The 17,645-nt window shown below is 75.6% G+C and carries 12 protein-coding genes; 7 read left to right on the top strand and 5 right to left on the bottom strand.

Features of this window, described 5'->3' with window-relative positions; translation table 11 throughout:
- The first annotated feature begins 4 nt into the window (after positions 1-4).
- From FS882_RS01490 to FS882_RS01455, 7 genes are all read left to right on the top strand, one after another.
- Entirely contained in the window at positions 5-1,114 is a 1,110-nt protein-coding gene (locus FS882_RS01490; RefSeq protein WP_410053256.1) for a FecCD family ABC transporter permease, read from the top strand.
- Complete coding sequence (locus tag FS882_RS01485; protein WP_222848087.1) at positions 1,111-1,935, top strand: heme ABC transporter ATP-binding protein; 825 nt, start codon at positions 1,111-1,113, stop codon at positions 1,933-1,935. The genes FS882_RS01490 and FS882_RS01485 overlap by 4 nt, the downstream gene beginning before the upstream one ends.
- Positions 1,932-2,801 (top strand): hypothetical protein, encoded by an 870-nt coding sequence (locus tag FS882_RS01480; RefSeq protein ID WP_158370050.1) that lies wholly within the window; start codon positions 1,932-1,934, stop codon positions 2,799-2,801. Before FS882_RS01485 ends, FS882_RS01480 begins: the two co-directional genes overlap by 4 nt.
- Before the next feature lie 74 nt (positions 2,802-2,875).
- Positions 2,876-5,569, top strand: a complete 2,694-nt coding sequence (locus tag FS882_RS01470; protein WP_187365072.1) for an HtaA domain-containing protein — start codon at positions 2,876-2,878, stop codon at positions 5,567-5,569.
- Positions 5,570-5,698: 129 nt separating this feature from the next.
- Complete coding sequence (locus tag FS882_RS01465; RefSeq protein ID WP_158370046.1) at positions 5,699-7,651, top strand: ABC transporter ATP-binding protein/permease; 1,953 nt, start codon at positions 5,699-5,701, stop codon at positions 7,649-7,651.
- A complete protein-coding gene (gene cydC, locus FS882_RS01460; RefSeq protein ID WP_158370044.1) occupies positions 7,648-9,429 on the top strand; it encodes a thiol reductant ABC exporter subunit CydC in 1,782 nt (593 codons plus the stop codon). The genes FS882_RS01465 and cydC overlap by 4 nt, the downstream gene beginning before the upstream one ends.
- Before the next feature lie 132 nt (positions 9,430-9,561).
- Positions 9,562-10,023 carry a hypothetical protein gene (locus FS882_RS01455; RefSeq protein WP_187365071.1) on the top strand — a complete coding sequence of 154 codons (462 nt, stop codon included), beginning with the start codon at positions 9,562-9,564 and terminating at the stop codon, positions 10,021-10,023.
- Here FS882_RS01455 and FS882_RS01450 read toward each other — a convergent pair.
- The 5 genes from FS882_RS01450 to FS882_RS01435 form a co-directional block, all read right to left on the bottom strand.
- Entirely contained in the window at positions 10,010-12,067 is a 2,058-nt protein-coding gene (locus FS882_RS01450; RefSeq protein WP_158370042.1) for a GNAT family N-acetyltransferase, read from the bottom strand. The genes FS882_RS01455 and FS882_RS01450 overlap by 14 nt on opposite strands.
- A 119-nt stretch (positions 12,068-12,186) precedes the next feature.
- Positions 12,187-12,969, bottom strand: a complete 783-nt coding sequence (gene trmB / locus FS882_RS20770) for a tRNA (guanosine(46)-N7)-methyltransferase TrmB (RefSeq protein ID WP_187365070.1) — start codon at positions 12,967-12,969, stop codon at positions 12,187-12,189.
- Between the two features lie 101 nt (positions 12,970-13,070).
- Positions 13,071-13,835 carry a VOC family protein gene (locus FS882_RS20765; protein ID WP_187365069.1) on the bottom strand — a complete coding sequence of 255 codons (765 nt, stop codon included), beginning with the start codon at positions 13,833-13,835 and terminating at the stop codon, positions 13,071-13,073.
- A 91-nt stretch (positions 13,836-13,926) separates the two neighbouring features.
- Positions 13,927-15,837 (bottom strand): glycoside hydrolase family 26 protein, encoded by a 1,911-nt coding sequence (locus FS882_RS01440; RefSeq protein WP_262347992.1) that lies wholly within the window; start codon positions 15,835-15,837, stop codon positions 13,927-13,929.
- Entirely contained in the window at positions 15,830-17,401 is a 1,572-nt protein-coding gene (locus FS882_RS01435; RefSeq protein WP_158370039.1) for a glycosyltransferase, read from the bottom strand. The genes FS882_RS01440 and FS882_RS01435 overlap by 8 nt, the downstream gene beginning before the upstream one ends.
- Positions 17,402-17,645 lie beyond the last annotated feature (244 nt).

Genomic DNA, 17,645 nt, shown 5'->3' with positions numbered 1-17,645 from the left:
GGCGCTGCGCGAGCCCGGCGCGGACCGGGTCGCGCCGGCCGGCGCACCGAGCACCCCCGCGCCCGGCCCGGCCCGCACCCGGCACCGCCGCGTCGTGCCGCTCGGGATCGGCCTCGTCGTCGCCCTGCTCGCCCTCGCGGTCATCGCCGCCGGCATTGGGCAGCTCCGCGTCCCGCCCGCGGAGGTCCTGGGCTCGGTGCTGCACCGGCTCGGCCTGGACGTCGGCCCGCTGCCGAGCCACGCGAACGGCGACGCCGCGCTGTGGACCATCCGGTTCCCGCGCGTCGTGATGGCCGTGCTCGCGGGCGCCGCCCTCGCGACCGCCGGCGCCGTCATGCAGGGCGTGTTCGGCAACCCGCTCGCCGACCCGGGCGTGGTCGGGGTGTCCTCGGGCGCGGCGCTCGCGGCGTGCACCGGCATCGTGTTCGGCCTGAACTTCCTCGGCGCGTTCACCTCGGCGGCGCTGGCGTTCGTCGGCGGCCTCGTCACGACGCTGGTGGTCTACCTGCTCGCCCGGTCCGGCGGCCGCACCGAGGTGGTCACGCTGGTGCTGACCGGCGTCGCGGTGAACGCCGTCGCCGGTGCCGGGATCGCGCTCCTCACCTTCCTCGCCGACACCCAGGCGCGCGAGCAGATCGTGTTCTGGCAGCTGGGCTCGCTGAACGGGACCCGCTGGCAGTACGTGGCCGTGGTCGCGCCGTTCGTCGCCGTCGGGCTGCTCGTGGCCCTGCTGGTCGCGCGGCGCCTCGACCTGCTGGCGCTCGGGGAGCGGGCCGCGCGGCACGTCGGCGTCGACGTCGAGCGGCTGCGCGTCGTCAGCATCGTCGCGGTCGCCCTGCTCACCGCCGCGGCCGTGGCGTTCTGCGGGATCATCGCGTTCGTCGGGCTCGTGGTGCCGCACCTGGTCCGGATGCTCGTGGGCCCGGGGCACCGGGCGCTGGTGCCGCTGAGCGCGCTGGGCGGGGCGGTGCTGCTGCTCGCCGCCGACCTCGTCGCCCGCACCGCGGTGGCCTATGCGGACCTGCCGATCGGCATGCTGACCGCCCTGGTCGGCGGGCCGTTCTTCTTCTGGCTCATCCGCCGCACCCGCCGCCGGGCCGGGGGCTGGGCGTGAGCGCGGCGGAGGTCGAGCTGGCCGGGGCCGGGTACGACGTCGACGGGGTGACGCTGCTCGACGGCGTGGACCTGCGCGTCGAGGCCGGCGAGCTGCTCGCGGTGGTCGGCCCGAACGGCGCAGGGAAGTCGACGCTGCTGGGCCTGCTCGCGGGCGACCTGCACCCGACCCGCGGCACCGTGACGTCCGACGGCGCCCCGGTCGAGCGCCTGAGGCCCGCCGACCTGGCCCGCCGGCGCGCCGTGCTGCTCCAGGAGCACGGGCTGAGCTTCCCGTTCACGGTCGCCGAGGTCGTCCGCATGGGCCGGGCGCCCTGGCGGGGCACCGCCGCCGAGGACGACGACGACCGCCTGGTGGCCGGGGCCGCCGCCGCCGCGGACGTGCTGCACCTCGCCGAGCGCCGGTTCCCGACGCTCTCCGGCGGCGAGAAGGCGCGCACCGCCTACGCCCGCGCCCGGGCCCAGGCGACGCCGGTGCTGCTGCTCGACGAGCCGACCGCGGCGCTCGACCTGCGGCACCAGGAGATGCTGCTCGGCCAGGCGCGCGAGCTCGCCCGCGCGGGGCACGCGGTCGTCGCCGTCCTGCACGACCTCAGCCTCGCCGGCGCGTACGCCGACCGGGTGCTGCTGCTCGGCGGTGGCCGGGTGCGGGGTCTCGGCGCGCCCGCCGCGGTGCTGCGCCCCGAGCTGCTCGGCGCCGTCTACCGGCACCCGGTCGAGGTCCTCGTCCACCCCCGCACGGGCGACCTGCTCGTGCTGCCCGACCGCACCGCCGGCACCGGCGACGGCGCCGCCCGCACCACCCCGGAGGACCCCCGATGACCCCGACGCCGCTCCGCGCCCTCGCGGCCGCCGCGCTGACCGCCGCCGCCGCGCTCGCCGCCGCCGGACCCGCCGCCGCCGCGCCCCAGGTGGTCGTCGCCGGCGAGGGCGGGCAGGCCGTCGCCGCGGCGGACGCGCCGACGCGCGTGCAGGTGTCCGGCACCGGCTTCCAGTCGGTCGCGGGCGGGTTCGGCGGCGTCTACGTGCTGTTCGGCTGGGTCGACCCCGCGTCCGACGGCTGGCGGCCGTCCGCCGGCGGCGTGTCCGGCGTCCAGTACCGGTACGCCGTCGACGTGCAGGGGCAGGAGAACGCGGGCTACCAGCGGTTCGTCGCGTTCCCCGGCTCGACCACCGCCGTCGAGGCCAACGGGGGCGAGGTCGCCGAGGACGGCTCGTGGTCCACGGACCTCACGATCCCCGGGGCGACGATCACGGCCCTGGACGCCGACGGCGGGACGGTGGAGGTCGACTGCCGGGTGGTGACCTGCGGCGTCATCACGATCGGCGCGCACGGGGTCGCGAACGCGAACAACGAGTCCTTCACGCCGGTGACGTTCGGCGCGCCGGACGCCGCGGCCGCCGCCGCGCCGAGCGCGGAGCCGTCCGCCGAGCCTGCCGAGCCCACCGCCGAGCCGACCGCCGAGGTGACCGCCGTCGCGGCCCCGGTCGACGACGGCGCGGGTGCGGAGGGCTCCGGCGCCGCGCCGTGGGTCGTCGCCGGGTCGGCCGCCGCGGCGGCGGTGGGCGCGACCGTGGCGGGGGTGGCCGCGGCCCATGGCGCCCGCCGCCGGCGGGAGGCCGGGGCGGTCGAGCCGGGCGCGCCCGGTGCGACCCCCGGCGGGGCGCCGGACGACCAGCAGCAGTGACCGAGGAGGACCGCGGCCCGTCGGGGGGCGCGGCCCGCACGATCGCCCGGGTTCCCGGGCCGGAGAGGGAGACGATGCACCGAGGAACGAGGACCCGCGCCTGGCGCGCGGTCACCGGCGCGCTGGTCGCGCTGGTCGTAGGGGCGGGATCCGCGCTCGTCGCGACCCCCGCGGTCGCCGCGCCGACGCCGACGCTGACCGTGTCGCCGACGACGGGCCTGGACCCGGAGGGCGCGACCATCACGATCACCGGCCAGGACTTCGACCCCGCGTTCACCCAGGGGCCGATGACGGCCGGGATGTACGCGCAGATCGGCTGGCTCGCGAGCACCTGGCGCCCGTCGGAGGGCGCGGCCGCGTCCGCGCGGACGAACGCCTACCGCGTCGCGGTCGAGGACACCCCGACCGGCGGCGAGTACGTGCAGTGGACGATCGGCGAGGACGGCCTGGCGGACTTCACCTGGACGCAGACGATCACGAAGGCCGCCCTGGACGCGGTCGCGATCGACGGCGGTCAGCTCGCGGTGTTCACGGTCGGCGCCAAGGGCGTCGTGCAGGCGGGCAACGAGCTCGCCGTGCCGATCGCGTTCGCCGAGCCCGTGACGGAGGAGCCGGGGACCGGGCCCGGGACGGGCGAGCCGGGGACCGGGGAGCCCGGCACGGGTGAGCCCGGCACCGGGGAGCCCGGGACGGGTGAACCCGGCACCGAGCAGCCGGGCACCCCCGCGGAGCCGACGCTCACGGTGTCGCCGACCACGGGCCTCGACCCCGCGGGCGCGACCCTGACGATCACCGGGTCCGGCTACGACACCAGCGCGCTCGGGCTCTACGGCCCGAACGCGGGCAAGCCGGCCGGCTTCTACGCGCAGGTCGGTTGGCTGGCGAGCACGTGGCGCCCGTCGGAGGGCGCGGCCTCGGCGGCGCGCACGAACGCCTACTCCGCCTGGGTGCAGGGCGTCAGCGAGACGGCGCCCTACCTGAAGTGGACCCTCGCCGCCGACGGCACCGCGGGCTTCACCTGGACGGTCACCGTCGACAAGGAGACGCTGGACGAGAAGGCCCTCGCGGGCGGCACGCTCGCGGTGTTCACCACGGGCGCCGGCGGCACGACCCAGGCCGGCAACGAGCGCGCCGTCCCGATCACCTTCGCCGCGGGCGGCGGCGGGACCCCGGGCGGCGGGACCCCGGGCGGCGGTACCCCCGGCGGCGGCGAGACCCCCGCGCCCGGTGACGGCGGCACCACCCCCGCCCCGACGTGCGTCGCGATCGACGGCGCGACCCTCTCCTGGGGCGTGCGCGAGTCGTTCCGCTCCTACATCACGAGCCCGATCGCGAACGGCTCGATCAGCACCACCGGCGTGTCCGGCTCCGGCCCCTGGACGTGGTCCTCGGGCGCCGGGCAGGTCGACGCGGCCGGCCTGGCGACCGCCGCGTGGTCCGGCGGCGTCCGGTTCACCGGCCACGACGGCGCGCTCGACCTGACGTTCGCCAGCCCCGAGGTGCGGGTCACCGGCGCCACCACGGCCTCCCTGCTGATGGCGGTGTCCTCGGGCACGGCGCCCGCGACGCGCGTCGAGGTCGCCACGCTCGACCTGTCGGGCGGCACCGCGGCGTCCACCGCCGCGCAGGTCGCCTGGTCCGGCGTCCCCGCGACGCTGACCGCGGCGGGCAGCACGGCGTTCGCCGGGTTCTACCCGGCCGGTGCCGCGCTGGACCCCGTGTCGTTCACCCTGCCGCTCGGCGCTGCGACCGGCTGCGGCACCCCCACGGTCCCGACCACGCCGACGGTCCCGACGACGCCGACCCTGCCCGGCGGCGGCGACGCCGAGCCGGCGCCGGTGCGCGAGCTCCAGGGGCTGAACGCCGCGGGCGCGGTCGTCGCCGGTGGCGAGCTCACCCTCACGGCGAACGGGTTCGGGGCGGGTGAGGGCGGCATCCGCCTCGAGCTGCACTCCGACCCGGTCCTGCTGGCCACGCTCACCGCCGACGCGTCGGGGACGGTCGCGGCGACGGTCACCATCCCGGCGTCCACGCCGGCGGGCAGGCACACGCTCGTGCTGGTCGGCGCGGGTCAGACGCTCGAGTTCCCGATCACCGTGCAGGCGGCGGCGCCGACCTGCGTGGCCCGGGCCGTGTCCGGGGCGTCGCTCACCTGGGGCGTGCGGGACTCGTTCCGCGGCTACGTGACCGGCCCGGTCGCGAACGGCTCGATCAGCGCGTCCGGCGTCGCGGGCTCCGGCCCGTGGACCTGGTCCGGCGGGACCGGGCGCTACAACACCGCGGGCGCCGTCGGCGCCACGTCCTGGTCGGGCGGCGTGCAGTTCACCGGGCACGCCGGTCAGCTGGACCTGACGTTCTCGAACCCGACGGTCCGCGTCACGAGCGCCTCGTCGGCGACGCTGACGATGACCGTCGCGAGCCCGTCCGGCTCGTCCCGCGTGGCGATCGCCACCCTGGACCTGTCCGCCGGCTCGGCCTCCTCGGGCGCCGCGCAGGTGGCGTGGTCCGGCGTGCCGGCGACGCTGACCCAGGCCGGTGCGACCGTGTTCCAGGGGTTCTACACCGCGGGCGCGGCGCTCGACCCGGTGTCGTTCACGCTGCCGCTCGGCGCGGAGGTCGAGTGCGACGCCGCATCCGGCAGCCTGGCCACCACGGGCGCCGAGCCCGGGGACGCGGTCGGCTACGCCGTCGCGCTGCTGCTGTTCGGGGCGCTGCTCACCGCGGCGGCGTACCGTCGCCGGCAGCGGACCGCCGCGGCCGCGGCCTGATCGACGGACCGGCGCGACCCGCGGGTCGCGCCGGTCCGGACCCCCGTGCCCGGCACGGTGTCGCGCGGAGGGCGACCGCGTGGCACCGTGTCCGGCGCGCCCCTTCTGCTCCGTGATCCGAGGACCCGCATGACCGCCCAGCACCCCGGCCGCCCGGCCGGTGCCACCGCACGACCCGGAGGCCGGCCGGCCGCCCACCCCGGCGCCGGCCACCCCGGCCACCCCGGCGGGAGCCACCCCGGCCACCCCGGCCGCCCCGGCGGCGCGCCCCTAGGCCCGCCGCAGGTCCCGACGCCCCCGCTGTCCCGCCGCACCAGCCTGCTGCCCGCCGTGCTCACCTGGGTGGTCGCGGCCGGCACCACCGCCGTCTACCTGGCGCTCGGCGCGGTCCTCGACGGCGCCCGCACCGGCGCCGGCGTCCCCGGGGGCGCGCTGGTCGCGATCGTCGTCGGCGTCGTCGCCCTGGCCGCCGCCGCCTTCGCGGGCCCGCGGCTGAGCCTGGGCGCGGTGGGCCGCCGCGAGGTCGAGCGCCGCGACGTGCTGCTGGACCAGATGTTCCGGCTCGGCGTCGCGTTCCGGACCCAGGAGCGCTCCGGCCGGTTCGTGTCGACCGCCACGGACGGCGTCGAGCGGGCCGCCTCCTACGAGGTCACCTTCAAGTTCCCGATCATCGCCTCGATGACCGTCCCCGTGATCGCGCTGGTCGCGCTCGGCGCGACCGTCGACTGGGTGGTGGCCGGCTGGCTCGCGCTCGCGCTGCCGGCGATCCCGCTGCTGGTCAACGGGTTCCAGAAGCTGTTCCGCAGCGTGTCCGTGCAGTACCGGATGACCGCCCGGCGGTTCGCCGCGCAGTTCCTGGACGCGATCCAGGGCCTGCCCACCTCGACCGCGTTCAACCGCGCCGGCGCCAAGGGCGCGGAGCTCGCCCGGAGCGCCGAGCAGCTGCGCCGGATGGTCATGCGGCTGCTCGCGGGCAACCAGGTCGTGCTGCTCGTCATCGACGCCTCGTTCTCCCTGGCGATGGTCGCCGCGGCGGCCGGCCTCGCGATGGCGCGGCTCCGGGACGGGGCCATCACGCCGGGCCAGGCGGTCGCCGTGGTCCTGGTGTCGACCGTGCTGCTCGAGCCGCTCGACCGCGTGGGGCAGTTCTTCTACGTCGGCATGGGCGGGCGCGCGGCGGTCCGCGAGATCGACGCGGTGCTCGCGCAGCCCGCGACCGCGGGCGACGCCCCGGGCGTGCGCACCCCTGTGACCAGCACGTTCCACGTGAATCCACGCGGCACGGCCGAGGGCGACGCGCCTGCCGACGCGGAGGCCCGGCCCGAGGCCGTCGCCCTCGACCGCGTCTCGTTCGCGTACCCGGGCGGCCGCCCGGTGCTCGACGACGTGTCGTTCACCGTGCCCCGGGGCGGGCGGGTCGCGCTCATCGGCCCGTCCGGCTCGGGCAAGAGCACCGTCGCCGCGCTGATCCAGGCGCACCTGCGCCCGGCGAGCGGCGCCGTCCGGGTCGGCGGCCACGACGCCACCGCCGTCCCCGTCGACTGGGTGCGCGCGCAGACCGCCGTGGTCGCCCAGACGACCTACCTGTTCACCGGCACGCTGGCGGACAACCTGCGCCTGGCCGCGCCCGACGCCGACGACGACCGGCTGTGGCACGCGCTCGCCGAGGCGAACCTCGCCGACGACGTCCGCGGCTTCCCCGACCGGCTGGCCACCCGGGTCGGCGAGCGCGGGCTGTCGCTGTCCGGTGGGCAGGCGCAGCGGCTGGCGGTCGCCCGCGCGCTGCTGAAGGACGCGCCCGTGCTGCTGCTCGACGAGCCGACCAGCCAGGTCGACGCGGCCTCCGAGGCCGCGCTGGTGGAGGCGCTCGACCGGGCCGGCGAGGGTCGCACCGTCGTCGTGGTCGCGCACCGGCTGAGCACGGTCCGCGGCGCCGACGAGGTGCTGGTGCTCGCCGAGGGCCGCATCGTCGAGCAGGGTCCGCCGGACCGGCTCGGCGGCATCGACTCGTACTACGCCCGCGCGCTGGACCTGTCCGGCGTCGCCGCGGGCCCGCTCACCGAGCAGGAGGCCCGCCCGTGAGCGCCGCCACGCACGCCACGCCCGCCGCCGACGCCCCGGCTGCCGGCGCCCCGCCCGCCGACGTCCCGCTGAGCCGCGCGGCGATCTCCCGGCGCCTCGTCCGGTTCGGCCGCCCCGTGCTGCCGCCGCTCGCCGCGTCGCTGGTCTGCCGGGTGCTCGGCCAGCTGCTCGGCATCGCCCTGCTCGGCGTCTCCGCGTGGGGCGTCGCCCGCGTCGCGGAGGACCCGGCGGCCCCCATCGCGCCGGTCGTCTGGACCCTGGTCGTGCTGTCGCTGGTCAAGGGGGTGCTGCGCTACCTCGAGCAGTTCACCGGGCACGCCGTCGCGTTCCGGGCCCTGGCGATGCTCCGCGTCGACTTCTACGACCGGCTCGCCCCGCAGGCACCGGCGGGCGTGCTGTCCCGGCGCACCGGCGACCTGGTCAACCGCGCGACCAAGGACGTCGACCGCGTCGAGGTGTTCTTCGCGCACACCCTGGTGCCGGCGGTGAGCGCGGTGGTCGTCCCGGTCGTGGTGCTGGTCGTGCTGGCTGCCGGGTACGACCCGGTGCTCGCGCTCGTGCTGCTGCCGTTCCTCGTGCTGGTGGGGGCGGTCGTGCCCGGCTGGGGCCGCACGCCCAGCGCCGTCGCCGCGACCCGGGTCCGCGCCGCGCGCGGCCGGCTCGCCCAGCTGGTGACGGAGTCGCTGCAGGGCGTCCGCGAGGTGCTGGCGTTCGGTGCCGCGGGCCGCCGCCGCGCCGAGGCCCGGGCCGTCGCGGCGGACGTCGACGCCGGGCTCGCGGGGCTCGCGACCTGGACCGCGCGCCGCCGGGCCGCGAACTCCGTGCTCATGGTCGGCGCGGTCGTGACCGTCGCGCTGGTCGGCGCGGCGCGCGTCGGCTCCGGCGCCCTCGACTGGCCCGCGTACGCCGTGGCCGTCGTGCTCGCCCTGGCGGTGTTCACCCCGGTGCTCGCCGTCGAGGACGTCGCACCCGACCTGGAGCAGGCGTTCGCCGCCGCCCGCCGGATCTGGCGGATCACCGACGCCGCGCCCGCCACGACCTCGCCCGCCGACCCGGTGCGGCTGCCGGACGGCCCGCTCGACGTCCGGTTCGAGGGCGTCGGGTTCACCTACCCGGCCCCGGACCTCGACCCGGACGACCCGGCCGCGGCCGCGCTGCGGTCCGTCGAGCGCCGGCCGGTGCTGACGGGGCTCGACCTGCACGTCCCCGCCGGCAGCACCACGGCCGTCGTCGGGTCGTCGGGCTCCGGGAAGTCGACGCTGGTCAACCTGCTGACGCGCGCCTGGGACCCGGACGCCGGGCGGGTGCTGCTCGGCGGCGTCGACGTCCGGGACGTGTCGCTGGAGGACCTGCGCCGGCACGTCGCCGTCGTGGGTCAGAGCACGTACCTGTTCAACGACACGCTCGCCGCCAACCTGCGCCTCGCGGCACCCGAGGCGACCGACGCCGAGCTCGAGGCGGCCTGCCGGCGGGCCGCGCTGCACGACGCGATCGTGGCGATGTCGGACGGCTACCAGACCCGGGTCGGCGAGATGGGGGAGCGGCTGTCCGGCGGGCAGCGGCAGCGGGTCGCGATCGCGCGGGCGCTGCTGCTGGACGCCCCGGTGCTGGTGCTCGACGAGGCGACGAGCCAGCTCGACGTCGCGACCGAGGCGGAGATCCAGGACGCGCTGGCCGAGGCGGCGCGGGGGCGGACGGTGCTGGTGATCGCGCACCGGCCGGGCGCGGTCCGCACCGCCGACCGGGTGCTCCGCATCGACGACCTGAGGCGGGGCTGACGCAGGGCGGCTCGACCGGTGGCAAGCGGTGGGACAACCCAGAGCGGCTGGTGCGCCTGCTCGTCGGCGGCGTGGTGCAAGATGGGCAGACGAGCGTCTAGCACGGACGCAGACGGAGGAGGGCGGGCGAGCGTGGTGCTTCCCGACGTTGGTCGCGTCGCTGTGATGTCCATCCGATCCGGCTTCGCGGAGGCGATCCTCGACGGTCGCAAGGGCGTGGAGTTCCGGAAGCGGCCACTGGCCGGCGACGTGACGACGGTGCTGATCTACGCGACAGTGCCGGTCGGCCGGGTGATCGGAGCGTTCGAGGTCGCGGGGCAGGAGATCGCAAGCCCGACTGCACTGTGGGAGCGCCACAAGCAGCACGCCGGGATTCCGCGAGCCGCGTACAGGGAGTACTACCACGGCAAGCGTTCGGCGGTTGGCATCATCGTCAGCGACGCCAGGCGTCTCGCACGCCCTCTCGCGCTGAGGGAACTGGATCCTGGTCTCGCCGCGCCGCAGAGTTTTGCCTACCTCCGGTTGAACCCGAGTCACGGAACGAGTGAGGCCGATGCGTCGCTTCGGGAGGCGTTGACGCTTATCCCTCGATAGATCTACGTCGGGTACCCGCGTCGTAGATCGAGCCGAAGAAGCGGGCCGATATCTCGAGTGGTGATTGCAGGGTTGTTTCCGCCTGCGCTCCAGGCAAGGTCCAGAGCCGGTCGTAAAGGACTGGGTGACGTAGAGTCTCGGTGTCAACGAAACGCAGTGCGGTCGCGGTGCCGTCACGGGCGACAGACAAGATGTTCTCGCGACCGTAGACACCGAGGCGTCGGTAGCGGGCGTACAGCTGCTCGGGGTGGGCGGCGTCGACCTCAACGAGGTGCGATACGGCGACAACGGCACCGATCCCACGCTTCCCGGTGTCAGACGCGTACCAAGCGATGCGTGCTGGGGCCCTGGGTGAACGCCCAGGAGTCCGGTAGTAGACGTGCTCACGACTCAAGGTGAGCAATCCCGTCTCCACCCAGAGCGTGTCCGTCAAACCAAAAAGCTGTCGTGCCCACACCGGCTGGATCGGGATCAAGTAGGACGGCAGATCACTGTCTAGCAATTTCGCGGGCCAGAGCGCCCGTTCGAGCGCCAAGGTCCGCTCGGGAGAGGTTGCTTCGGTCACGGCGTCGCGCACGTGAGCGTTGAGCGCGGCATCCCCGCTCATCGCAGCGACCGCCTCGGCGCGCGAGCGCACGTCGAGGACGGCAGCCTCCATGGTTTCCTGGATCTGGCGGTAACCGTCGCTCAGCAGATCGGACCGTACGTGGCGAGCGAGATGCGGGTCACTGATGCGAATCCTGTTCAGACGGTGCGCCAGCGCGTCTTGGCGGAGCTGGAATGCGATCAACTTGCTCACCGTCACGCCCGCCGTGGAAGGTGCAGAACGCAGAAGGGGAACCTCAAGAGCGCCGTCCCGTGCCCGAGGCGCGCTCGCCCAAGTGGCCACCGGCGCTCCCAGAGGGTCATGGACCCACCACCTCGTCGAGGCGGTATCGGCTGCGACGTCGTGGAGTCGTCGATTGAAGGCCGTCCGACGCTCCCCTCCCGCGTTGTCGAGGAGCGAACCGACCTGCCCCTCCGCCCCGCCCCGGAGCAGCGCGACCTGGAAGCCGGTGCCGCGGAGATTGTCAGGTTGGTAGCGGCTGGCGTCGGCGAGCTCGTCGAGGTGGACGATTACCTCCTGTGGGTGGAGCAGATGCATTCCAAAGACGTCGGTCGCGAGGGGCCCGTAGGTCTTGATGAGCGCATCGTCCCGAGTCACGAGGATTGTCACGCCCCCGGCCGCAGCGCTGATGATGTGGTTACAGTCGCTCCTGTCTTTGGCGGGTATGGAACCGACGGCTCCTTCCCAGCTTCGCTTGGCGCGTTCGTATGCGCTCGGCGGGTAGTCGAGTGCCTCGAAGCCGGCGAGCGCTTTCATGTGCCGCGTCCGTCGCGTTGGATCGGGATCGTCTGCGGCCTCCCGGAAGGACTCGGTGGTGACCTTGAGAGTGATCTGGTCCCGCAGCCAGTCCGCCTCAAGCGACTGAGACTGCTCTGCCCCCTCGCGATCGCGGTCGACAGTCAAGTCCTTGAACACGTTGTGATCGATTGCGATCGGCGTCGTCAGCGGTTCCTCGCCGAGAGTGAACAGATCGGGAAGATTGTTGGACAACCACCAGACGAGCAGAGTCGCACCATCGCGGCCACGCCCTGGAACTTCCGATCGGGGCCGGAAATCTAGGGACTTCCACAGCCCAGTGGCCGCCACGTAGTCCCGCCGGCATTTCACGAGGATGCCCGCGAGATCGCGATGATCGTCGGCAAGTCGCCGTACGAGAAGCTGAGCCACGCCGCGGCCCCGTGTGTGGGGCGCAACGCATAGGTGGATGAGCCGGACTCGACCGTATGCGACGGAGAACAGGGCGTAGCCCGCGAGGGCACCCTGCCCATCGACAGCTGTCAGCACGTCGCCGCGCTCGGCGAGACTTCGGATCGCGCCGGCGGGCATCAGACCGAGAGTCCCCTTGTTTGCGTCGGCCAAAGAGATCACGGCGTCGGTGAGTGCGGTGCTCGGGTAGTAGGACAGCGTGAGTACGGGTTGGCCGCCATCGAGAGGCATGCTCGACTTCGTACCGCGCGGACACGGTGTCGCGGTAGCCCCACTTGGGTGGTGGCGCCAGGAACGTTGTCAGCGGTCGTAGCGCCGAGGGGTTGATCCGTGCTGCCGAGCGCGCGGGGTCAGGCGGTGCGGGTCGCGATGACGTCGCGGGACGCGCGGCCGGCCGCCAGGCCCCGGCGCTCGAACTTCGTCAGCGGCCGGTGCGCCGGGCGCGGCGCGTAGCCGTCGTAGGGGTTCGACAGCCCGGGGTCCGCCGCGACGACCTCGACCATCCGCTCGGCGTACGGCTCCCAGTCGGTGGCGCAGTGCAGGACCCCGCCCACCCGCAGCCGGCTGCGCAGGAGCGCGACGTGGTCGGGCGCGATGATCCGCCGCTTGTGGTGCCGGGCCTTCGGCCACGGGTCCGGGAAGTAGACGTGCACCGCGGCGAGCGAGTCGGGCGCGATCAGCCGGCGCACCAGGTCGAGCGCGTCGCCGTGCGCCACCCGGACGTTCGTGAGGCCGCGCTCCTCGGCCAGGGCCAGCAGGTTGGCGACGCCGGGCAGGTGCACCTCGACGGCGAGGTAGTCGCGGGCCGGGTCGGCGGCCGCCATGGCGGCGGTGGTGTCGCCCATGCCCGACCCGATCTCCAGGACGAGCGGCGCCGACCGGCCGAACAGCGCGACCGCGTCGAGCGCGCCGTCGGGCCCGGTGGGGGGCAGGCCGAGCGCGGGGTCGTGCACGGAGACGCCGAACCGCGGCCACAGCCGCTCCAGCGCATCGGCCCGGCGGGCGCCGAGCGTGGCCTTGCGGGGGTGGAAGGTGCGGACCGGCTCGCCGGCCGTCTGGGAGGGGTGCTGGAAGGCGTCGCCCGGGCGCGGCTCGCCGGCGGGCGGAGGAGCGGGGAGGTCCGGGGCGGGCACGGCGTCGAGGGTAGTCGCGCGGGGACGACGCTCACGCGGTGCGGGCACGCTCACCGCGTGCCCGCACCGCGCCGCATGCACGTGCCCACCGCGCGCCCGGGTCAGCCGTGCGCCTCCGTCCCGGTGTCCGCCATCACCCAGAACCGCTCGCCGAACGGCCCGGTGATCCCCGCGATCCGCCCGTACGGCGTGTCCTCCGGCGCGAGGTGCACCGACCCGCCGAGCCGGGGCGCCGCCGCCGTGATCGCGTCCGTGTCGGCCACCCGCAGGTAGACCGCCCACTCCGGCCGGTCGCCGCCGCCGATCCCGCCGACCGGCCGGCCGTCGAGCAGCAGCGTGGTGTAGTCGAACCCGGGTCCGCTGATGTCGTCCAGCGCGTACCCGAACAGCCCGGTGTAGAACGCGCGGGCCGCCGCCGGCTCGGCGGACATCTGCTCGGTCCACGCGAGCGCGCCGTGCTCGTCGACGGCCTCCGCGCCGAGGGACGTGCCCGCCTGCCAGAGCGCGAACCGCGCGCCGACCGGGTCCTCGAGGACGGCCATCGCGCCGAAGTCCATGACGTCCATCGGGGCGGCGAGCGCGCGGGCCCCCGCCGCGACCGCCGCCTCGGTCCGCACGCGGACGTCCGACGTCGCGAGGAACGTGAGCCACTGCGGCTCGGCGCCCTCGGGCACGTACCCGCTGAGCGCGGCCGCGCGCCGGCCGCCGACGAGCGCCTCGGAGTAGAACCCGGTCTCCTCGGTGCCGATCTCCCACTCCCAGCCGAGCAGGTGGCCGTAGAACTGCCGGCCGAGCTCCAGGTCCGGGACGGCGAGCTCGACCCAGCAGGGCGTGCCGTCGGGCCAGGCGGTGTCGCGCGTGGTCATCGTGGTCCCCGTCCGTCGACTCCGGCGCGACCCGGTCGGCCCGCCACCGGACCATCAGACCACTGGCCGCCGACACCGACCAGACCCCCGGCTACGGGGTCGGGGAGGGCACCGGGGCGACCTCGACCGGGTCCGGTGCCGCGCCCTCGGCGGGGGAGGGCGGCGGTGTGGGCGTCGCCGAGGAGCCCCCCGCGGTGGACCCGGACGGCGCGGGCCCGGACGGCGCGGGTGCCGTGCCCGGTGCGGGGGTGGACCCCGGCGCCGGGGGCGCGCTCCGCGTGCCGGCGTCGGCGCTCCCCGGAGGGGCCGCCCCCGGCGCGGTGGGCGCGGGGCTGGGCGGACCGGCGACCCCGGACGACCCCGGTGCGGTGCTCCCCGCGGCCGGGGGCGCGGTCGGCAGCACCGCCCCCCCGAACCGCCGCGCCGGGTCGGCGATGCCGTCCCGGAACGCCGCCAGGCTGTTCGGCCGCGAGTCGACGCGCCAGTCGTTGGTCGCGAGCTCGCCGCCGACGTAGGTGGTGACGGCCAGGTTGAACCAGGAGAACCCGATGACGTCGTCGTTGCGCCCCGGGTCGAAGCCGCCGAAGAACGAGCGCAGCCAGGCCGGTTTGGTGCCGCCGATCTCGGACGCCCCGACCTCGGCGAACAGGATCTTCTTGTCCGTGATCTCGCGGAGCTGGTCGAGGGTGCGGTCGTAGGTGTACGCGAACGTCGAGTCGTTGCCGGCGCGGATCGGTGGCCGCTGGTAGCCGGACACGCCGACCCAGTCCACGTAGGCGTCGCCGGGGTAGAGGCTCGCCGGGTAGCTGAACCGCGCGAGCGGGCCGCCCAGGTTGTTGATGATGTTCGGTGCCCACACCCAGATGACGTGCCGGTTGGCGCCGTTCGCCTCGAAGACGTCGTGCACGTGCCGCCACATGTCGGCGAAGTCGCCCCGGCCGTTGCCGTTGACCGACCGGCCGCCGGCGTTCTGCTCGGCCCACGGGTACCAGGAGCCGTTCATCTCGTGGTCGAACCGGATGGCGACCGGCAGGCCGGTGCGGACGACGTCCTGGGCGAACCGGGTGAGGTAGGCGTCCCAGTCGCCCTCGATGATGCGCGGCAGCGCGTAGGCGGGCTCGTCGGTGACGCCGTTCTTGGCCTCGATCGGGCGCGACTCCCAGGTGAGCAGGGGCAGCATGCCGCGCTGCCACGCCCGGGTGACGGCGTTCGCGCGGTACCCCTGGTCCCAGCCGCTGAAGTACCCGACCATGTTCGGCGTCCGCCCGACCTTGACCGCGGCGGCGTCGAACGTGGACCAGCTGAACGGCGCCTGCTCGGTGTACATGCCGTAGTACCGCTGCGCCGGGTCGAGCAGCGCGGCCCGGGAGGGCGCGGTGGGCGCGGGCTCCGGCGCCGGTGTCGCGGGTCCCCCGGTCGGCGGGCCCTGCGCGGGGCGGCCCGGTGCGGGCGGCGCGGCGACGGCGCCCGTGCCGCCGGCCGTGACGGCGCCGGCCCCGGCCGCGCCCGCGGACCCGCCCGGGCGCCCGGAGCCGGAGCCGCCCGAGCGCCCGCCGGAGCCCGATCCGGACCCGGACCCCGACCCGGACCCCGACCCGGTGCCCGCCCCGGACCCGGCCGACTCCGCAGCCCGCTCCCGCTCCTCGGCCTGCCGCTGGGCCTCGCGCTCCGCCTGCGCCTGCGCGGCCGCCGCCTGACCGTTCCGCCGGGCTGTCTGCTCGCGCCCGACGACCCCGCGCAGCGCGTCTCCCTCGGCCTCGGCCGCCGCGAGCCGGCCCTGCAGCGCGTCGTTCTCCGCGCGGAGCCGCAGCTCCGCGGCGGAGGGCCCGTCCCGGTCGCCGCCGTCGGGCAGCCCGGTGGGCGACGTCCACACCAGGACGGTCAGGGTCACGAGCGCGACGACCACCGCGGCGGTGGCGGCGCGGGCGCGGACGGTCATGCCGCGGGTGCCCGGCAGCCACCACGGGGCGCCGGTCAGGGTGGGGGCGGACGGCTCAGACATAGAGGAGGGCCTCCGAGGCGAGCAGGACGGCGGCGACCAGGTACGGCACGGCCGCGAGTGGGTTGGGGCGGCGCCGCGTGGCGGGCGGCGTCGCGGCGCGCGTCCCGCCCCGGGCCGGGGCGACGGCGGGTGCGGGTGCGGTCGCGGCGGGTCCGGCCGGCACCGCCGGCACGGGGGCGGAGGCGAGGGAGAGGTGGGCGGGCCACTGGTCCGCGGCCGCACCGTCCCGCGCGGCCACCGACACCAGCGCGGGCACCGGCACCGCCCCCGCCCCGGGTCCCGGCGCGTCCGCGCCGGCCGTCGCCCGGTCCGCGTCGTCCCCCGCGTACGCGCCGGCGCGCGTCCCCCAGCCGGACACGTGCGCCATCCGCAGGAACCCGAGCAGCCGCACCGGCATGAGGAACAGCGTCGACACGACGATGTACACCGGCAGCCGGAGCACGTCGCCGGGCACCTCCTGCAGGTGCCGGATCTGCCGGACGGTCATGGACAGCACCGAGGACGCGAGCATCAGCGCGATCACGGCGTACCAGCCGCGCTGGGCACCGTACGTCTCGAGCATCGCCTCGTACAGGTTGACCCCGGTCCCGGTCGACGCGCGGTACACCCAGCCGGCGATGGTCCCGAGCAGCAGGAACGGCAGCAGGATGTCGGCGGTGAAGAACACGGCGAGCAGCGGGGCGTGCCGCGCCATCCAGGGCAGCATCCGCAGGGTGTTGTACTGCGAGCCCCGCGCCCAGCGGAGCTGCTGCCGGAACAGCTTCCCGACCCGGAGCGGGGCGTCGGTGTAGACGAGGCTGGTGTGCTGGTACGCCGTCCGGTACCCCTGCTTCAGGGTGAGGTTGGTCAGGGTGCGGTCGTCGCTGACCTCCAGGAACACGCCGAGGAACCGCTGGGCGAGGAACGCGGGCATGGACCGGACCAGCACGTGCCGCCGGAACGCGATCGTGCGCCCGGGCAGGCAGCCGACGGTGCCGAGCACCGACTGCGCCGGCATCGCGTACAGCGAGCGGGTGTTCTCCAGCCAGTCGGCCCACCGGGTGATCCAGGACCGGGCCGGGTCGAGGATGCGCTGCCGGGTGGTGACCCCGCCGACCCGGGGGTCGGCGAACGGCTTGACGAGCTCGGCCAGCGTGCCGGGGGTCCAGACCGTGTCGGAGTCGAGCAGGACGACCACGTCGTGCCGGGAGGCCTCGACCCCGATCCGGACCGCGTTCCGCTTGCCGGGCACCGGGGTGTGCTCTCGGCGCACGAGCGGGGCGAACTCGTCGCAGACCCGCTCCAGACCGGGGTTCGGTGCCCCGTTGATGACGACGACCACCTCGTCCGGCTGCTGCTCGACGACGCGGCGGAGCACGTCCCGGAACAGGTCGAGCGGCTCGTCGACCACGGGCACCACGACGCTGGTCGTCTCGTGGTGAGGGGCGGTCCAGGGCCGGTAGCGACGGGACAGCACGACCTTGATCAGCCACAGCGCCCACACCAGGGCTGAGAAGACGGCGAACAGGTAGATCTCGTGCTGGTCGGTGACGGTGTGCCGGACCTGGAGGATGAAGATGAACACGGCCTACCCCCGCGGCGCGCGGTGCTCTGGCGGTGTGCTGGGCGGACGGGTCGTCCCGTCGAGCGGAGGGGAAGCCTCCGGCATGCGGTGCCTGCGGTGCCTGGTGCCTGCGGTGCGAGTGCGGTGCAGCGGCTCCTGCGCGGTTCGCCCGCCCCGAGGGGGCGTCGCGTCCCAGAGTGGGGGCAGGGCGCCGAGGTGCGCAAGGCCTCGGGTCCGGATCTGCTCACCTGACGGACCGGCCCTG

The sequence above is a fragment of the Cellulosimicrobium cellulans genome (genome assembly GCF_007679345.1).
GTDB lineage: Bacteria > Actinomycetota > Actinomycetes > Actinomycetales > Cellulomonadaceae > Cellulomonas > Cellulomonas cellulans_A.
This window is presented reverse-complemented; position numbering and strand designations above follow the sequence as displayed.

What these genes read in the sequence shown, in the direction of transcription:
- FS882_RS01470 (WP_187365072.1), top strand. Translation starts at nt 2,876, where the DNA reads ATGCACCGAGGAACGAGGACCCGCGCCTGGCGCGCGGTCACCGGCGCG.
- FS882_RS20765 (WP_187365069.1), bottom strand. Translation starts at nt 13,835, where the DNA reads ATGACCACGCGCGACACCGCCTGGCCCGACGGCACGCCCTGCTGGGTC.
- FS882_RS01480 (WP_158370050.1), top strand. Translation starts at nt 1,932, where the DNA reads ATGACCCCGACGCCGCTCCGCGCCCTCGCGGCCGCCGCGCTGACCGCC.
- FS882_RS01465 (WP_158370046.1), top strand. Translation starts at nt 5,699, where the DNA reads ATGACCGCCCAGCACCCCGGCCGCCCGGCCGGTGCCACCGCACGACCC.
- FS882_RS01440 (WP_262347992.1), bottom strand. Translation starts at nt 15,837, where the DNA reads ATGTCTGAGCCGTCCGCCCCCACCCTGACCGGCGCCCCGTGGTGGCTG.
- FS882_RS01450 (WP_158370042.1), bottom strand. Translation starts at nt 12,067, where the DNA reads ATGCCTCTCGATGGCGGCCAACCCGTACTCACGCTGTCCTACTACCCG.